Annotated in this window: 11 protein-coding genes; 6 read left to right on the plus strand and 5 right to left on the minus strand. The window is 58.2% G+C overall.

Translation table 11 applies throughout. The features are described 5' to 3' along the window. Nucleotides 1-2: 2 nt before the first annotated feature. From KK102_RS05675 to KK102_RS05685, 3 genes are all read left to right on the plus strand, one after another. Nucleotides 3-2,435 (plus strand): formate C-acetyltransferase/glycerol dehydratase family glycyl radical enzyme, encoded by a 2,433-nt coding sequence (locus KK102_RS05675; RefSeq protein ID WP_216357151.1) that lies wholly within the window; start codon nucleotides 3-5, stop codon nucleotides 2,433-2,435. A 193-nt stretch (nucleotides 2,436-2,628) separates the two neighbouring features. Then, the gene (locus KK102_RS05680; protein WP_216357152.1) at nucleotides 2,629-3,444 is read left to right on the plus strand and encodes a Cof-type HAD-IIB family hydrolase; all 816 of its coding nucleotides are present in this window, start codon (nucleotides 2,629-2,631) and stop codon (nucleotides 3,442-3,444) included. Between the two features lie 149 nt (nucleotides 3,445-3,593). Beyond that, nucleotides 3,594-4,850 carry a DUF1479 domain-containing protein gene (locus tag KK102_RS05685; protein WP_216357153.1) on the plus strand — a complete coding sequence of 419 codons (1,257 nt, stop codon included), beginning with the start codon at nucleotides 3,594-3,596 and terminating at the stop codon, nucleotides 4,848-4,850. Here KK102_RS05685 and KK102_RS05690 read toward each other — a convergent pair. Beyond that, a complete protein-coding gene (locus KK102_RS05690) occupies nucleotides 4,847-5,920 on the minus strand; it encodes a LacI family DNA-binding transcriptional regulator (RefSeq protein ID WP_157188810.1) in 1,074 nt (357 codons plus the stop codon). The two genes, KK102_RS05685 and KK102_RS05690, sit on opposite strands and share 4 nt — an antisense overlap. A gap of 288 nt (nucleotides 5,921-6,208) precedes the next feature. Here KK102_RS05690 and KK102_RS05695 point away from each other — a divergent pair, with 288 nt between their 5' ends. Beyond that, entirely contained in the window at nucleotides 6,209-7,510 is a 1,302-nt protein-coding gene (locus KK102_RS05695) for an MFS transporter (RefSeq protein WP_024908695.1), read from the plus strand. A gap of 17 nt (nucleotides 7,511-7,527) precedes the next feature. Then, nucleotides 7,528-9,891: a glycoside hydrolase family 31 protein gene (locus tag KK102_RS05700; RefSeq protein ID WP_216357154.1), complete on the plus strand. Its 2,364-nt coding sequence runs from the start codon at nucleotides 7,528-7,530 to the stop codon at nucleotides 9,889-9,891. Between the two features lie 91 nt (nucleotides 9,892-9,982). Here the strand turns inward: KK102_RS05700 and KK102_RS05705 are convergent, their stop codons facing one another. Next, nucleotides 9,983-11,578: an ABC-F family ATPase gene (locus KK102_RS05705; RefSeq protein ID WP_024908697.1), complete on the minus strand. Its 1,596-nt coding sequence runs from the start codon at nucleotides 11,576-11,578 to the stop codon at nucleotides 9,983-9,985. A 222-nt stretch (nucleotides 11,579-11,800) separates the two neighbouring features. On the opposite strand from KK102_RS05705, the gene ldtB reads away from it, so the two are divergent. Continuing rightward, nucleotides 11,801-12,721 carry a L,D-transpeptidase gene (gene ldtB, locus KK102_RS05710; protein WP_010428965.1) on the plus strand — a complete coding sequence of 307 codons (921 nt, stop codon included), beginning with the start codon at nucleotides 11,801-11,803 and terminating at the stop codon, nucleotides 12,719-12,721. 43 nt (nucleotides 12,722-12,764) lie between these two features. Here the strand turns inward: ldtB and KK102_RS05715 are convergent, their stop codons facing one another. Genes KK102_RS05715 through KK102_RS05725 form a run of 3 tightly spaced genes read right to left on the minus strand, consistent with a single transcriptional unit; the run spans nucleotide 12,765 to nucleotide 16,246 of the window. After that, nucleotides 12,765-13,481 (minus strand): GntR family transcriptional regulator, encoded by a 717-nt coding sequence (locus KK102_RS05715; RefSeq protein WP_216357155.1) that lies wholly within the window; start codon nucleotides 13,479-13,481, stop codon nucleotides 12,765-12,767. A gap of 11 nt (nucleotides 13,482-13,492) precedes the next feature. Next, on the minus strand, nucleotides 13,493-14,818 hold the full coding sequence (locus KK102_RS05720) for a PTS sugar transporter subunit IIC (RefSeq protein WP_216357156.1): 1,326 nt from the start codon (nucleotides 14,816-14,818) through the stop codon (nucleotides 13,493-13,495). A gap of 51 nt (nucleotides 14,819-14,869) precedes the next feature. Beyond that, the gene (locus KK102_RS05725; protein ID WP_216357157.1) at nucleotides 14,870-16,246 is read right to left on the minus strand and encodes a glycoside hydrolase family 1 protein; all 1,377 of its coding nucleotides are present in this window, start codon (nucleotides 16,244-16,246) and stop codon (nucleotides 14,870-14,872) included. Nucleotides 16,247-16,497: the final 251 nt, after the last annotated feature.

Raw genomic sequence — 16,497 nt, forward strand, 5'->3', positions numbered from 1 at the left:
CTATGACAACCCTGAATCTCAATACCCTCAGCGAGCGCATTAAGGCGCACAAAACGGCCCTGGTGCATATCGTCAAGCCGCCGGTCTGTACCGAGCGCGCGCAGCATTACACCGAAATGTACCAGCAGCACATGGACAAGCCGATCCCGGTCCGTCGCGCCCTGGCGCTGGCGCATCACCTGGCGGAACGTACCATCTGGATCAAACACGACGAGCTGATTATCGGTAACCAGGCCAGCGAAGTGCGCGCCGCACCGATTTTCCCGGAATACACCGTCTCCTGGATTGAGAAAGAGATCGACGGCCTGGCGGACCGCCCGGGCGCGGGCTTTGCGGTGAGCGAAGAGAACAAGCGCGTACTGCATGAAATCTGCCCGTGGTGGCGCGGCCAGACGGTGCAGGACCGCTGCTACGGCATGTTCACCGACGAGCAGAAAGGCCTGCTGGAAAGCGGCATCATCAAAGCCGAAGGCAACATGACCTCCGGCGACGCGCACCTGGCGGTGAACTTCCCGCTGGTGCTGGAGAAAGGTCTCGACGGCCTGCGCGCCAAAGTGGCCGAGCGCCGCTCGCGCATCAACCTGACGGTACTGGAAGACCTGCACGGCGACCAGTTCCTGAAGGCGATTGATATCGTGCTGGAAGCGGTGAGCCTGCACATCAAACGCTTCGCCGATCTGGCGCGCGAGATGGCCTCAACCGAAACCCGCGCAAGCCGCCGCGACGAGCTGCTGGCGATGGCAGAAAACTGCGACGTGATTGCTCACGAGCCGCCAAAAACCTTCTGGCAGGCGCTGCAGCTGTGCTACTTCATTCAGCTGATCCTGCAGATTGAGTCCAACGGCCACTCCGTCTCCTTCGCGCGTATGGATCAGTATCTCTATCCGTACTACCGCCGCGACGTGGAGCTGAACCAGAGCCTCGACCGCGAACACGCCATTGAACTGCTGCACAGCTGTTGGCTGAAGCTGCTGGAAGTGAACAAGATCCGCTCCGGCTCGCACTCCAAGGCTTCCGCCGGCAGCCCGCTGTACCAGAACGTCACCATCGGCGGCCAGAAGCTGGTCAACGGTGAGCCGATGGACGCGGTGAACCCGCTCTCGTACGCGATTCTGGAATCCTGCGGCCGTCTGCGCTCCACCCAGCCGAACCTGAGCGTGCGCTATCACGCGGGCATGAGCAACGACTTCCTCGACGCCTGCGTGCAGGTGATCCGCTGCGGCTTCGGGATGCCGGCGTTCAACAACGATGAAATCGTGATCCCGGAATTCATCAAGCTCGGCGTTGAGCGCGGCGACGCCTACGACTACGCGGCCATCGGCTGCATCGAAACCGCGGTGGGCGGCAAGTGGGGCTATCGCTGCACCGGCATGAGCTTTATCAACTTCGCCCGCGTGATGCTGGCCGCGCTGGAAGGCGGCCGCGATGCCACCAGCGGCAAGGTATTCCTGCCGCAGGAGAAAGCGCTTTCTGCCGGTAACTTCGACAATTTCGACGAGGTGATGGCGGCGTGGGACAGCCAGATCCGCTACTACACCCGTAAATCCATCGAGATTGAGTACGTGGTGGACACCATGCTGGAGGAAAATGTCCACGATATTCTCTGCTCGGCGCTGGTGGACGACTGCATCGAACGCGCGAAAAGCATCAAGCAGGGCGGCGCGAAGTATGACTGGGTCTCCGGCCTGCAGGTGGGCATCGCCAACCTCGGCAACAGCCTGGCGGCGGTGAAGAAGCTGGTGTTCGAACAGGGCGTCATTGGCCAGCAGCAGCTGGCGGCCGCCCTGGCGGATGACTTCGAGGGGCTGACTCACGAGCAGCTGCGTCAGCGCCTGATCAACGGCGCGCCGAAGTACGGCAACGACGACGACAGCGTGGATATGCTGCTGACCCGTGCCTATCAGACCTATATTGAAGAGCTGAAGCAGTACCACAACCCACGCTACGGCCGCGGCCCGATTGGCGGTAACTATTACGCGGGCACCTCTTCCATTTCCGCGAACGTGCCGTTTGGCGCGGCGACGATGGCGACGCCAGACGGACGTAAGGCGCACACCCCGCTGGCGGAAGGGGCAAGCCCGGCTTCCGGTACCGATCACCTCGGCCCGACGGCGGTGATCGGGTCGGTGGGTAAACTGCCTACCGAGGCGATTCTCGGCGGCGTGCTGCTGAACCAGAAGCTGAACCCGTCAACGCTGGAAAACGACAGCGATCGCCAGAAGCTGATGGTGCTGCTGCGCACCTTCTTCGAGGTACATAAGGGCTGGCATATTCAGTACAACATCGTCTCGCGCGACACGCTGCTGGAGGCGAAGAAACACCCTGACCAGTATCGTGACCTCGTGGTGCGCGTCGCGGGCTACTCGGCGTTCTTCACCGCCCTGTCGTCGGATGCGCAGGACGATATTATCGCCCGTACTGAACATACGCTGTAACGGTGTATCCCCTAAGGGGAAATGCGCACGCTGATGCCCTCACCCCGGCCCTCTCCCACGGGGAGAGGGAGAAAACACTAAAAACGGCAACCTCGGTTGCCGTTTTGCTTTTACTTTCGAATGAAATTAAATTTGTGCTCCCCGTCACCTTGTTATTAGAATGTTTCAAAACGCAGTGACCCAGGAGCACAGTATGACCGTTAAAGTTATCGTCACCGATATGGACGGAACTTTCCTTGATGATGCCAAGCAGTACGATCGCGACCGCTTCCAGGCACAGTTTGCGCAGCTTAAAGCCCGCGACATTGAATTCGTTGTCGCCAGCGGCAACCAGTATTACCAGCTCATCTCCTTCTTTCCGGAGCTCAAAGATCGGATCTCCTTCGTGGCGGAAAACGGCGCGCTGGTGTTCGATCGCGGGGAACAGATTTTTCACGGCGAGCTAACCCGCCATGAATCGCAGATCGTCATTGGCGAGCTGCTGAAAGATAAAGGGCTGAACTTCGTGGCCTGCGGGCTGGAGAGTGCCTACGTGAGCGACAAAGCTCCTGAAGCGTTCGTGGCGCTGATGTCAAAGCACTACCACCGCTTAAAGCGCATCAGCGATTACCGTGAAATTGACGACGTGCTGTTTAAGTTCTCCCTGAACCTGCCGGACAGCGATATCCCTAATCTGGTGGATAAGCTGCACGTCTCGCTGGACGGTATCATGAAGCCCGTTACCAGCGGCTTTGGCTTTGTGGATTTGATTATCCCCGGCCTGCACAAGGCTAACGGCATCAGCCGCCTGCTGAAGCGCTGGAAAATCTCCCCGCAGGAGTGCGTGGCCATTGGCGACAGCGGCAACGATGCCGAAATGCTGAAGCTGGTGAAATATTCCTTTGCGATGGGCAACGCGGCGGAAAGCATCAAAGAAATCAGCCATTACAGCACCGACGACAACAACCATCAGGGCGCGCTGAACGTCATTCAGGCCGTGCTCGACAACCATTCCCCGTTCGACGCCTGATCCTCTCCTCGCCGGAGCCTGGCTCCGGCTTATCACTCTTTTTCCGTCCTGTGGCTTGCGTCAAGTTTTTAAACTTGCATTAACTTAATTTTAACTTAAAGTATCACTTGTAGATATTTTTACTTTCGAATGAAAGATGCGAGGCAGTTATGACCTTTACCAGTGAAACTTTGCCGGCGGATCACAAAGCGGCAATCCGTCAGTTGAAACGTGAGCTGCGCGCGCAGATCGGCGACGTGCAGGCGGTGTTCAACAAGCTCAGCGACAGCATTGCCACCCGCGTGGCGGAAATTAACGCGCTTAAAAATAAAGGTGAATCCGTCTGGCCAACGATCCCGTTTGCCGATGTAAAAAACGGCACCATTACCGACGCGCAGCGCGAAGCCGTTAAGCGCCGCGGCTGCGCGGTGATTAAAGGTCACTTCCCGCGCGAGCAGGCGCTGGCGTGGGATCAGTCGATGCTCGACTACCTCGATCTGAACAAGTTTGACGAGGTGTATAAAGGGCCGGGCGATAACTTCTTCGGCACCTTAACGGCCTCTCGTCCGGAGATTTACCCGATTTACTGGTCGCAGGCGCAGATGCAGGCGCGCCAGAGCGAAGAGATGGCGCAGGTGCAGTCGTTCCTGAACCGTTTATGGACATTCGAGAGCAACGGCAAACAGTGGTTTGACCCGGACGTGAGCGTGATTTATCCGGACCGTATCCGCCGCCGTCCGCCGGGAACCACCTCGAAAGGGCTGGGCGCGCATACCGACTCCGGCGCGCTGGAGCGCTGGCTGCTGCCGGCTTACCAGCAGGTGTTCGCCCGCGTGTTTGACGGCAACGTTGAGAAATACGATCCGTGGAACGCCGCGCACCGTACCGAAGTGGAAGAGTATACCGTCGATAACACCACCAAATGCTCGGTGTTCCGCACCTTCCAGGGCTGGACGGCGCTGTCGGACATGATCCCCGGCCAGGGGCTGCTGCACGTGGTGCCCATCCCGGAAGCGATGGCGTATATTTTGCTGCGTCCGCTGCTGGACGACGTGCCGGAAGACGAGCTGTGCGGCGTGGCGCCGGGGCGCGTGCTGCCGGTTTCCGAGAAGTGGCACCCGCTTCTCATCGAGGCGCTGACCAGCATTCCGGCACTCGAGGCGGGTGATTCGGTGTGGTGGCACTGCGATGTGATCCACTCCGTCGCGCCGGTGGACAATCAGCAGGGCTGGGGCAACGTAATGTACATTCCCGCCGCACCGATGTGCGAGAAAAACCTCGCCTATGCGAAGAAGGTGAAGGAAGCGCTGGAGACCGGCGCGTCGCCAGGAGACTTCCCGCGCGAGGATTATGAAAAGAGCTGGCAGGACCGCTTTACCGTGAACGATCTCAACATCCACGGCAAGCGCGCGCTGGGCATGGCTTAACTGTCGTACAGCCCTTCCCGCTCTACGGCGGTGCGTCGTTTTCCCTGACGTATCCGCCGTACCGAATCCCGAACGGTCAACGTACCGTTAAGCAGTAACGTCCCCACCGGCGCGTCCGGGCGCATGAGCCTCTGCTGGAGCATATGTACCGCTTCGGTTCCGAGCTCGTCGCGGGGAACGTGCACGGCCGTTAAGGGAACATCCTGGATCGCCGCCAGGTTAAACCCGTCGATGCTCATCACCGACACGTCCTGCGGCACGCGCAGACCGTGGTTTTGTAATGCGCTGATGGTGCCCGCCGCCATAAAGTCGCCGCCGACCAGAAACGCGGTAGGTAAATCTTTCCCCTGCACTTCGCTGAGCCAGCTGCTGACCGCCTGTTCCGTTTCTCGCGCGCTGAAGCTGGGCACCACCAGCAGATCGCGTTTATCGCTGAACGTCAGGTTATGGGACTGCCACGCGTCGCGGATCCCCGACAGGCGCAGCTCCATGGTGTAGCGACGCAGGCACAAAACGTTCATCACCTCACGGTGTCCCATCTCGAACAGGTATTCCGCCGCCCGCTCGCCAATGGCGCGGTGGTCCGGCGCAACGGCAGGCAGACGCATGTGCCGGTCGCGGCAGTTAATCAGCATGCAGGGTTTACCCACATCCACCGCCAGATCGTGAATGTGCGGATCGTCGATGCCGAGAAGGATTGCCGCCTGAGTATCCGGCTCATTCATGCGCGCCAGAAAAAGCTGGGCGTCGCTGTCGTTCTCTTCCAGCGCGCAGTAGCGCAGGCGCACATCATGGGACGCGAGGCCTTTACTCACGCTCTGGATCACGCGGTAGTAAAAGATGTCGGACCGCTCGTCGAAGGCGCGCTGGGGGGCAAAAACCACCAGGCTATTGAGCAGCAGCCGTCCCGCCGCCATGCCCTCCATCACCCCCAGCTCCCGCGCGCACGCCAGCACCTTTGCGCGCGCTTTTTCGCTGGTATTCGCTTTCCCCGCCAGCACCCGAGACACGGTGCTGATCGAGAGCTGCGTACGGGCGGCGATTTCGGTGATTTTTAGCCTTTTGTCCATTTTGTGATCTGGCTCCATTTGCGAAATGAAAAAATTTTCATAGCGTATCCGTCAGGCAATAACTGACATAAATGCCATCATGCCAGAGTGGTTGAGTTAGTTATGAGAAATTTTGCACAAAATCCACTATTGCCCACTCATTTTCTCCCTTAAGGTGAACTTGTCACACAACTTCCATACTAGTTGTATACCAACTTAAGCAATTTAAACGGATAGAAATCAAAGGCATAAAAATCTGTGTGACACCTGAACCTCCGTCCCCTTACCGTCCGTCTTGTGGAGAGTAAAATGAGTCAGGACATCAATAACACCGTTGCGACAAGCAAAACCCGTCGCGTCATCAAGAACCTGCGCTGGTACGTGCTGGTGCTGTTCTTACTTGGCGTCACCGTTAACTACATCACCCGAAATTCGTTAGGCATTCTTGCCCCCGAGCTGAAAGAGAGCCTCGGGATCACCACCGAGCAGTACTCCTGGATCGTTGGCGCGTTCCAGATCGCCTACACCATTTTCCAGCCCCTCTGCGGCTGGCTGATTGACGTGATCGGCCTGAAGATTGGCTTTATGGTCTGCGCCGGGATCTGGGCGCTGATGTGTATTTTCCACGCGGGCGCCGGAAGCTGGCTGCACCTGGCTATTTTGCGCTTCTTTATGGGTGCCTCAGAGGCCGCCGCTACCCCGGCGAACGCCAAAACCATCGGTGAATGGTTCCCGAAATCAGAACGACCCGTTGCCGCCGGCTGGGCGGGCGTGGGCTTCTCCATCGGCGCGATGCTGGCTCCGCCAATCATCTACTTTGCTCACGCCTCGTTTGGCTGGCAGGGGGCGTTTATGTTTACCGGCGTGCTGGCGCTGCTGTGGGTGATCCTGTGGTGGGCGTTCTACCATAACCCGGAGCAGCACCCGAACCTGAGCAAGGACGAGCTGGCGTTTATCAAACAGGATAACGAACCGCCTGCCGTCAAACTGCCCTTCCTGACCGCGCTGAAAACCGTCTCGAAAAACAAACGCTTCTACGGTATCGCCATCCCGGCCTTTATGGCGGAACCCGCCTGGGCGGTGCTGAGCTTCTGGGTACCGCTGTACCTCGCCAAAGAGCACGGCATGGACCTGAAGCAGATTGCGATGTTTGCCTGGCTGCCGTTCCTCGCCGCCGACCTCGGCAGCGTGGCGAGCGGCTACCTGACGCGTCTGTACACCCGCCTGTTCGGCTGCTCCCGCGTTAACTCGGTCGTCGCCAGCTCCGTGACCGGCGCGTTCCTGATGATCTCGCTGGCCATCGTGGCCATCACCCGCGACCCGTATATCACCATCGTGCTGATCTCCATCGGCGGCTTCGGGCACCAGATCATCTCCTGCATGCTGAGCGCCCTGGTCGTGGAGTCCTTCGACAAAGGACAGATGGCGACCGTCAACGGCATGCGCGGCTCGGCGGCGTGGATCGCCAGCTTCCTGTTCTCGCTGTTAATCGGTGTGACCGCCGACAAAATCGGCTTTAACCCGCTCTTTATCGCCATGGGCTTCTTTGACCTGATTGGCGCTGTCTTCCTGGTAGCATTTATTGCTGAACGTCGCGCCAAGCGCGCCTGATAGTGGATGTATTGCATATGAAAACCCTGAAAAACTGGACCCTTGATACGCAGTCGGCAAACCATCTGGAACTGCTGGTCGATAACCAGCACCGCCTGTGCCTGTATGTGCTGGAAGAGAACCTTTTCCGCGTGCTGATTAAGCGCAAAGGCGAGCTGGCGCTGGACCGCACCTGGAGTATCGCGCCGGAAAAAGACGTGCCCTGGGAAGGCCGCCGTCGTGACGACATAAGCGGTTTCTCCTGCCCGGCCTGGAACCTGACGCAGCAGGGTGAGACGCTGACCGTGGCAACCGAACAGCTGCGCGTGACCGTCCACCAGCCGCTGTGGCTGGAGTGGCACTACCGCAATGAGGCGGGCGAATGGCTGCCGCTGGTCAATGACCGCCCCACCAGCGCCTACCTGCTGAACGCCCACGGCGACGGCGTGGCGCACTACCTGAGCCGCCGCAAGGACGAGCGTTTCTACGGCCTGGGCGAAAAAGCGGGCGATCTGCAGCGCAACGGCAAACGCTATGAGATGCGCAACCTCGACGCAATGGGGTACAACGCGGCCAGCACCGACCCGCTCTACAAGCACATCCCGTTCACTATCGCCCGCCGCGACGACGTCAGCTACGGCCTGTTCTACGACAACCTGAGCAGCTGCTGGCTGGATCTGGGCAACGAGATCGACAACTACCACACCGCCTATCGCCGCTGGCAGGCGGAAGCGGGCGATATCGACTACTACATCTTTACCGGCAAGCGCGTGCTGGACGTCACCAAGGCCTTTGTGCGCCTCACCGGGAAAACGCTGTTCGGACCGAAATGGAGCCTGGGCTACAGCGGCTCGACCATGCACTACACCGACGCGCCGGACGCGCAAAACCAGCTGATGAACTTCATCCGACTGTGTGAAGAACACGCCATTCCGTGCGACTCGTTCCAGCTTTCGTCTGGCTATACCTCCATCAACGGCAAGCGCTACGTCTTCAACTGGAACTATGACAAAGTGCCGCAGCCGAAGGTAATGAGCCAGGCGTTCCACGACGCGGGATTGAAGCTGGCCGCCAACATCAAGCCGTGCCTGCTGCAGGATCATCCGCGCTACAGCGAAGTGGCGGAGAGCGGCCTGTTCATTCGCGATTCAGAAACCGATGCCCCCGAACGTTCCAGCTTCTGGGATGACGAAGGCTCGCACCTCGACTTTACCAACCCGCAGACGGTGCAGTGGTGGCAGAACGGCGTCACCACGCAGCTGCTGGAGATGGGCATCGACTCCACCTGGAACGACAACAACGAGTATGAAGTGTGGGACGGGGAAGCCCGCTGTCACGGCTTCGGCCAGGAGATCGCCATCAAGCACATTCGCCCGGTGATGCCGCTACTGATGATGCGCGCCTCGCTGGAAGCGCAGCAGCGCTTTGCGCCGGAAAAACGCCCGTATCTCATCTCCCGCTCCGGCTGCGCCGGGATGCAGCGCTACGTTCAGACCTGGAGCGGCGACAACCGCACCAGCTGGGACACGCTGCGCTATAACATCCGCATGGGGCTGGGCATGAGCCTGTCCGGGCTGTTCAACGTCGGCCATGACGTGGGCGGTTTCTCCGGCGACAAGCCGGACGCCGAGCTGTTCGTGCGCTGGGTGCAGAACGGCGTGATGCACCCGCGCTTTACCATTCACTCGTGGAACGATGACCACACGGTGAACGAGCCGTGGATGTACCCGGGCGTCACCCCAGCCATTCGCGGCGCGATTGAGCTGCGCTACCGCCTGCTGCCGTATCTCTATACTCTGCTCTGGCAGGCGCACGCCGACGACGAGCCGATGCTGCGCCCGACCTTCCTCGACCACGAGCACGATGCACAGACGTTTGAGGAGTGCGATGACTTCCTGCTGGGCCGCGACCTGCTGGTGGCCAGCGTCGTCGAAGCCGGGCAGCGCGAGCGCCGCGTCTGGCTGCCGGAGAACGAAACGGGCTGGTACGATTTTTACACCCACGCGTGGTATGCAGGCGGGCAATCCATCGTTCTCGACGCGCCGCTGGAAAAACTGCCGCTGCTGGTGCGCGCCGGTGCCGGCCTGCCGCTCAGCGAGCGTATCACGCATGTGAGTGCCGAAAAAGATACGGCCCGCGAACTGAAGCTGTTCCCGGTGAAGGGCGTCGGCACAACCTCGGGCATGCTGTTTGAAGACGACGGTGAAAGCTGGGGATACCAGAACGGCAATGCGCTGTGGGTGGAATGGGAAATGGTGTGCGATGGCGCAACCATCAACCTGAAGGTGAACGCGCGCGGGGATTATCGTCCGGCGTGGAAAGCGCTGAAGGTGTCGTTACCGGCGGGGGAAAAACGTACGCTGCGGGTGAACGGGGTTGAAGGGAGTGAATGGGTGCTGTAGTGCGGCCTGATGCCCTCACCCTAACCCTCTCCCACTGGGAGAGGGAATAGAACGTAGGCCGGGTAAGGCGAAGCCGCCACCCGGCTTTTTTTTAGTTCTCGATACCTTTGCTGCGCAGGTAATCTTCGTAGTTACCGGTGAAGTCCACCACGCGCTCTGGCGTAATTTCGATCACGCGAGTCGCCAGCGAGCTGACAAACTCACGGTCGTGAGAGACGAAGATCAGCGTGCCCTGGTACATCTCCAGCGCCATGTTCAGGGATTCGATAGATTCCATATCCAGGTGGTTAGTCGGTTCGTCCATCACCAGGATGTTTGGTTTTTCCATCATCAGCTTGCCGAACAGCATGCGGCCTTTCTCACCACCGGAGAGCACTTTAGCCGGCTTTTTGATGTCGTCCTGGCTGAACAGCAGACGACCCAGAATGCTGCGCACCGCCTGCTCGTCGTCGCCTTCCTGCTTCCACTGGCTCATCCAGTCGAAGACGGTCAGGTCATTTTCGAACTCGTACTCATGGTCCTGCGCGTAGTAGCCAATCTGCGCGTTCTCGGACCATTTCACGGTGCCGTTGTCCGGCTGCAGTTCGCCGACCAGGGTTTTCAGCATGGTGGATTTACCCACGCCGTTGGCGCCCAGAATGGCAATCTTCTCGCCTACTTCCAGCAGCAGGTTGAAGTTTTTAAACAGCGGGCCTTCATCGAAGCCTTTGGTAAGGGCTTCCACTTCCAGCGCGTTACGGAACAGCTTCTTGTCCTGCTCGAAGCGGATGAACGGGTTCTGACGGCTGGAGGCTTTAACCTCTTCCAGCTTGATTTTATCAATCTGGCGCGCGCGCGAGGTTGCCTGACGCGATTTAGAGGCGTTGGCGCTGAAGCGGCTGACGAAGGACTGCAGGTCAGCAATCTGCGCTTTCTTCTTGGCGTTATCCGCCAGCAGACGCTCGCGCGCCTGGGTGGCCGCCGTCATGTACTCGTCGTAGTTGCCCGGATAGACGCGCAGCTCGCCGTAGTCCAGATCCGCCATGTGCGTACAGACCATGTTCAGGAAGTGACGGTCGTGCGAGATGATGATCATGGTGCTGTCGCGGTCGTTGAGCGTCTGCTCCAGCCAGCGGATGGTGTCGATGTCCAGGTTGTTCGTTGGTTCGTCGAGCAGCAGGATGTCCGGGTTAGAGAACAGCGCCTGAGCCAGCAGCACGCGCAGCTTCCAGCCTGGCGCAACTTCGCTCATCGGGCCGTAATGCTGTTCAACCGGAATGCCGACGCCCAGCAGCAGCTCGCCCGCACGCGCTTCCGCAGAGTAACCGTCCATCTCGCCGTACTGCGTTTCCAGATCGGCCACCTTATAGCCATCTTCTTCGCTCATTTCGGCCAGCGCGTAGATGCGATCGCGCTCCTGCTTCACTTCCCACAGCTCCGCGTGCCCCATGATCACGGTGTCGAGCACGGTGAACTCTTCGAAGGCGAACTGATCCTGACGCAGCTTACCGATGCGCTCGTTAGGATCGAGCGACACGTTGCCGAGGGTCGGCTCCAGATCGCCGCCGAGGATCTTCATAAAGGTGGATTTTCCGCTACCGTTGGCACCAATCAGGCCGTAACGGTTGCCGCCGCCAAATTTGACGGAAATGTTTTCGAACAGCGGCTTACTGCCAAACTGCATAGTGACGTTGCTGGTAACTAACACGGGGAGATTCCTGCGAAAAGTGTGATAAACACGGCATTATGCCACAATTCCGAATTGAGATCCCGTGTTGCGGCAATCCACTAAACTTTAACAAAATCGAAAAAAATGTGATTTCGTACACATCTGAATTCCCTGTTAGCGGGAATGCACATATAATGCGCTCCCATCACAGATTCAGACTTATCAACTCATCGCCTGAATGGCTTAGATACCTCGCACAACATGAACATGAAATTGACAACGCTTTTTGCGGCAGCGTTAGCCGTAGTAGGTTTTTGCAAGACCGCTTCTGCGGTGACGTATCCCCTGCCGACAGACGGTAGCCGTCTGGTTGGGCAAAACCAGGTGGTGATTGTGCCGGAAGGCAACGCTCAGCCGCTGGAATATTTTGCCGCTGAATACCAGCTCGGTCTGTCTAACATGCTCGAAGCAAACCCGGGCGTTGACCCGTATCTGCCAAAAGCAGGTACCGTGCTGAACATCCCTCAGCAGTTGATCCTGCCGGATACCGTTCATGAAGGTATCGTAATCAACAGCGCCGAAATGCGTCTGTATTACTACCCGAAAGGCACTAACACCGTTATCGTGCTGCCAATCGGTATCGGCCAGCTGGGTAAAGATACCCCGCTGAACTGGACCACCAAAGTTGAGCGTAAGAAAGCCGGCCCAACCTGGACCCCAACCGCCAAAATGCACGCGGAGTACATTGCTGCGGGCGAACCGCTGCCAGCCGTTGTGCCAGCAGGCCCGGATAACCCGATGGGTCTGTACGCGCTGTACATTGGCCGCCTGTACGCTATCCACGGTACCAACGCCAACTTCGGCATCGGCCTGCGCGTTAGCCACGGCTGCGTGCGTCTGCGTAACGACGACATTAAGTTCCTGTTCGAAAACGTGCCGGTCGGTACCCGCGTCCAGTTCATTAACGAACCGGTGAAAGCGACCTCTGAGCCAGACGGCAGCCGCTACATCGAAGTGCACAACCCGCTGTCCACCAGCGAAGATCAGATCAACAACAACGAAATCGTGCCAATCAACCTGACCAGCGCGGTGCAGTCCGTGACCTCTCAGGCTGACGTGGAAACGACCGTGGTTGACCAGGCGATCCAGAACCGTTCTGGTATGCCAGTGCGTCTGAACTGATAGCAAAGCGAATAAAAAAGCGGGCCTCGTTGCCCGCTTTTTTTTATCCGTTGTTCACGATGACAATCCCGCCGTGATCGTAGCGATAGTGACAGTGGGCGTACTCCAGCGGCGTGCCGTCTTCAAGATAGATCACCTGCTCCACCTCCAGCACCGGGTCCGTCTGTTCACAGATTAAGTGCTGCATATCCAGCGCATTTGGCTTTAACGCGCGCACGACGCGATACGAGCCCATTATTTTCAGCCCCAGCGTCTCCTGCACGTAACGGAACACCGAGCTTTCAAGATGGCTTTTGTTCAGGCCGGGCACCAGGTTCAGCGGCATCACGGTGGAATCCAGCGACATCGGCTCACCGTTAAGCAAACGGAGTCGAATGAAGTCGTAGATCGGCCCATCGGCGTTAATCAACAGCGACGCCTGCTCTTTCTCGTTCGGAAAGCGCAGTTCAAAATGCACTACCTGGCTGGTCACCGTCCCCAGATGTTCCCAGGTTTTGGTGGCGCCAAAGTAGTCGCTGCCGGAGAGATCCCACTGCGAGAGCTGGAGAAAGTTCTTGCGGATGAATGTTCCCTGCCCCTGACGGGTATAGACCAGCCCTTCGACAATCAGCTGGCGCATGGCCTGCTGAATGGTCATCCGGCTGGTGCTGAACTCCGCCGCCAGCGCAAACTGGTCCGGCAGCGGTTCATTGGCGGCGTACTGCTGGCTGATAATGCGTTTCTTAATTTCCCGCGCTATGGTGATGTACTTCGCCGCCATCGTCCTTCCTTTCAGTTAGTTTCTATCCCGCTGTTTTTCAACGCCACTCGCTCGGCAATCTTGAGGAAAGGCAGGTAGAAGAATACACCAAACACGATGATTGCCAACTGCACCACCACCGCCCGCCAGTCCCCCGCCGTCGCCAGCCAGGCACTCAGAATTGGCGGCGTGGTCCACGGGATCATCACCACGCAGCGCGACATTAGCCCCAGCGTGGTACAGAGCCAGGCGAAATAGATGCCGATGGCGGGTAGCAGCACAAACGGGATCATCAGCGGCAGGTTAAACACGATCGGCAGGCCGAAGATCACCGGCTCGTTGATATTGAATAAGCCGGGCGCCAGCGACAGACGCGCCACCTGCTTCGCCGATTTTTGTCGGGAGAAGATAAAAATGGCGATCAGCAGCGATATCGTGCTGCCCGTGCCGCCCACCATGCCGAACGTCGGCACGAAGATGTTATTGATGATGTGCGGGATGGGCTGTCCGTTGGCGAAGGCCAGCATGTTTTCGTTGGTATTGATCAGCAGGAACGGCTCCAGCACCACGCTGTTGACCACCGACTGGTGAATGCCGAGCGTGAACAGGAAGTTGCCGAAGCTGTAGATGAAAATCGTCCCCGGCAGGCTGGTGTTGATCAGCCGCAGCGGCTGCTGGATAAAGGTCGTAATGAGATGGATCAGATCCGTATGCAGCACGTTTGCCAGCACCGCCGCCAGCACCGCGAACAGGGAGAGCGTGAGGATGGTCGGGATCAGCGCGGTAAAAGATTTGCTCACGGCCGGAGGCACGTTTTCCCCCAGCGAAATGTGCAGCGCCTTCAGGCGCGAAATAGCGATAAACAGTTCCGTTGAGAGCAGCCCGATCAGCACCCCGGCGAAAATCCCGGTGGAGCCGATATTGGCGAACGTCAGCACCTGGGTGACATTCACCGTGGTATCGCTGCCGACGGGCATAATCTGCAATCGCATCGGCATCATGATGATGAAGCTGCTGACGGCGATAACCACTGCCGAGACCGGATTGTCGAAATCTTTGTTGCGCGCCAGCGACCAGGCAATCATCGGCGCCAGCAGCAGCGCGGCGATATTCAGCGTGCCGTTGATAATCGCCTCGCCCCACACTTTGAAGTGTGCCAGCGTATCGCCGTGAAAAATCCACGGAAACACCACGTTGTTCACCAGCACCGCCAGACCGGCGAGGATGAAAATCGGCATCACCGTGGCGAAGGCGTCGCGCAGGGAGCGCAGGTGCACCTGGTTTGCCAGGCGCGCCGAAAACTCGACGAATTTATCGACAAAGGACTGCATGTGCGGAGTGATTTTTGTTTCAGACATAGCGGCGTGTTCCCATCAATCAGTCACAAAAACGGCCCGGCAGCGTACGGCTTACATCTCGCGTCCGTTGGTATGGATAACCTGTTTTAACCACGCGTAGCTCTTCTTCGGCACGCGCTTCAGGTCTTTCAGGTCGTGGTTTTCCCGGTTGACATAGACCACGCCGTAGCGCTTACGCATGTCGCCCTGGGAGCTGAGAATGTCGATCAATCCCCAGCCGAGGTAGCCAATGACCTCTGCCCCGTCCTCGAACATCGCCGCTTTCATCGCCTCGATGTGCGCCCGGTGGTAGTCGATGCGGTAGGCGTCATCAATCGGGTTCACGCCGTCCCAGGACTCAATCACCCCAATACCGTTCTCGATCGGGAACACCGGCATCCGCCAGTCGTTGGCGTAGCGGGTGATGATGGTGCGGAAGCCCAGCGGATCGATCTGCCAGTTCCACTCGGTGGCCTTCAGGTACGGGTTGTTTTTCTCGCCGTGCAGCAGGTAATAGTTCACCGGCGTGCCTTCTGGGATCGCATCGCTGTCCAGCGTTTTGCTGGCGTAGTAGCTGAAGGCCATATAGTCGTTTCTGGTGCGCGCCAGCAGCGCTAAATCCTCGGCGCGGTAGATATCACCAAAGCCCTCCTGCTCTACCACCGCCATCACCGCCGGGCTGTAGCCCTGCCCGGCGAAGACGCGCAGCAGGTTCTGGTTGAGGAATTCGTCGTACTGTTGGGCGCAGAAGATATCGCGCGGTTTGCAGGTAGCCGGGTAGATCAGCTGGTGCGCCAGCATGCCGCCCATCAGCTGATTCGGTTTGGTCTGGTGCAGGTATTCGGTCAGCGCCATGTGCGCCACCATCGTATGGTGCTGCAGCTCGTACAGCTCGCGCAGGGTTTTCTCACCTTTCATATAGCCGGAAATACGGAACGCTTCCGGCATATGGAAGATGTTCTGCTCGTTGAAGGTCAGCCAGTACTTCACGCGGTCGCCAAAGCAGTCGATCATCTTTTTGCCGTAGCGAATAAAGGCGTCCATTACGCGGCGGTCGTTGAAGCCGTTGTACTCCTGCGCCAGCGCCAGCGGCATATCGAAGTGGTACAGGCAAACCATCGGCTCGATGCCGCGGGCGATCAGATCGTCAATAAATCGGTCGTAAAACGCGATGCCTTCGTCGTTGAACGGGCCGTCACCCTGCGGGCAGACGCGGCTCCACGAGATCTGGAAGCGGTAGCAGTTCATGCCCAGATCCTGCATCAGATCGAAATCTTCCCTGTAGCGGTGGTAGGAGTCGGTCGCCACTTTCCAGTCGGAGATGTTCTCCCCGGCTTCGCGAATGTCATACACCGACATCCCCTTCCCGCCCTCGTTCCAGGCCCCTTCCGTCTGCATGCTTGATACGGAGTTACCCCATAAAAAGTTGGCTGGCAGTGAATTGTTCATGGTCTCCCCCTATATGACTAGTCATTTAAAATTTCATGACTAGTCATATAGGCGAAGATTAAATTTGGATCAAAGAGGAGGATCGTTTTTTGTGAGACAGACGGAAAATATTTATGTCATTGTCAACTCATTAGCATGTGGAGGCCTGCTAAGAAAGTGCTGATAGACATACATAACCTCTATGAGTTGATGTGATTAATATTTATTGGTTATTCATACCTTTATAAATTCCTGGTTTTCGGCTTTATACG

Source organism: Enterobacter quasimori, from assembly GCF_018597345.1.
Taxonomy (GTDB): Bacteria; Pseudomonadota; Gammaproteobacteria; order Enterobacterales; family Enterobacteriaceae; genus Enterobacter; species Enterobacter mori.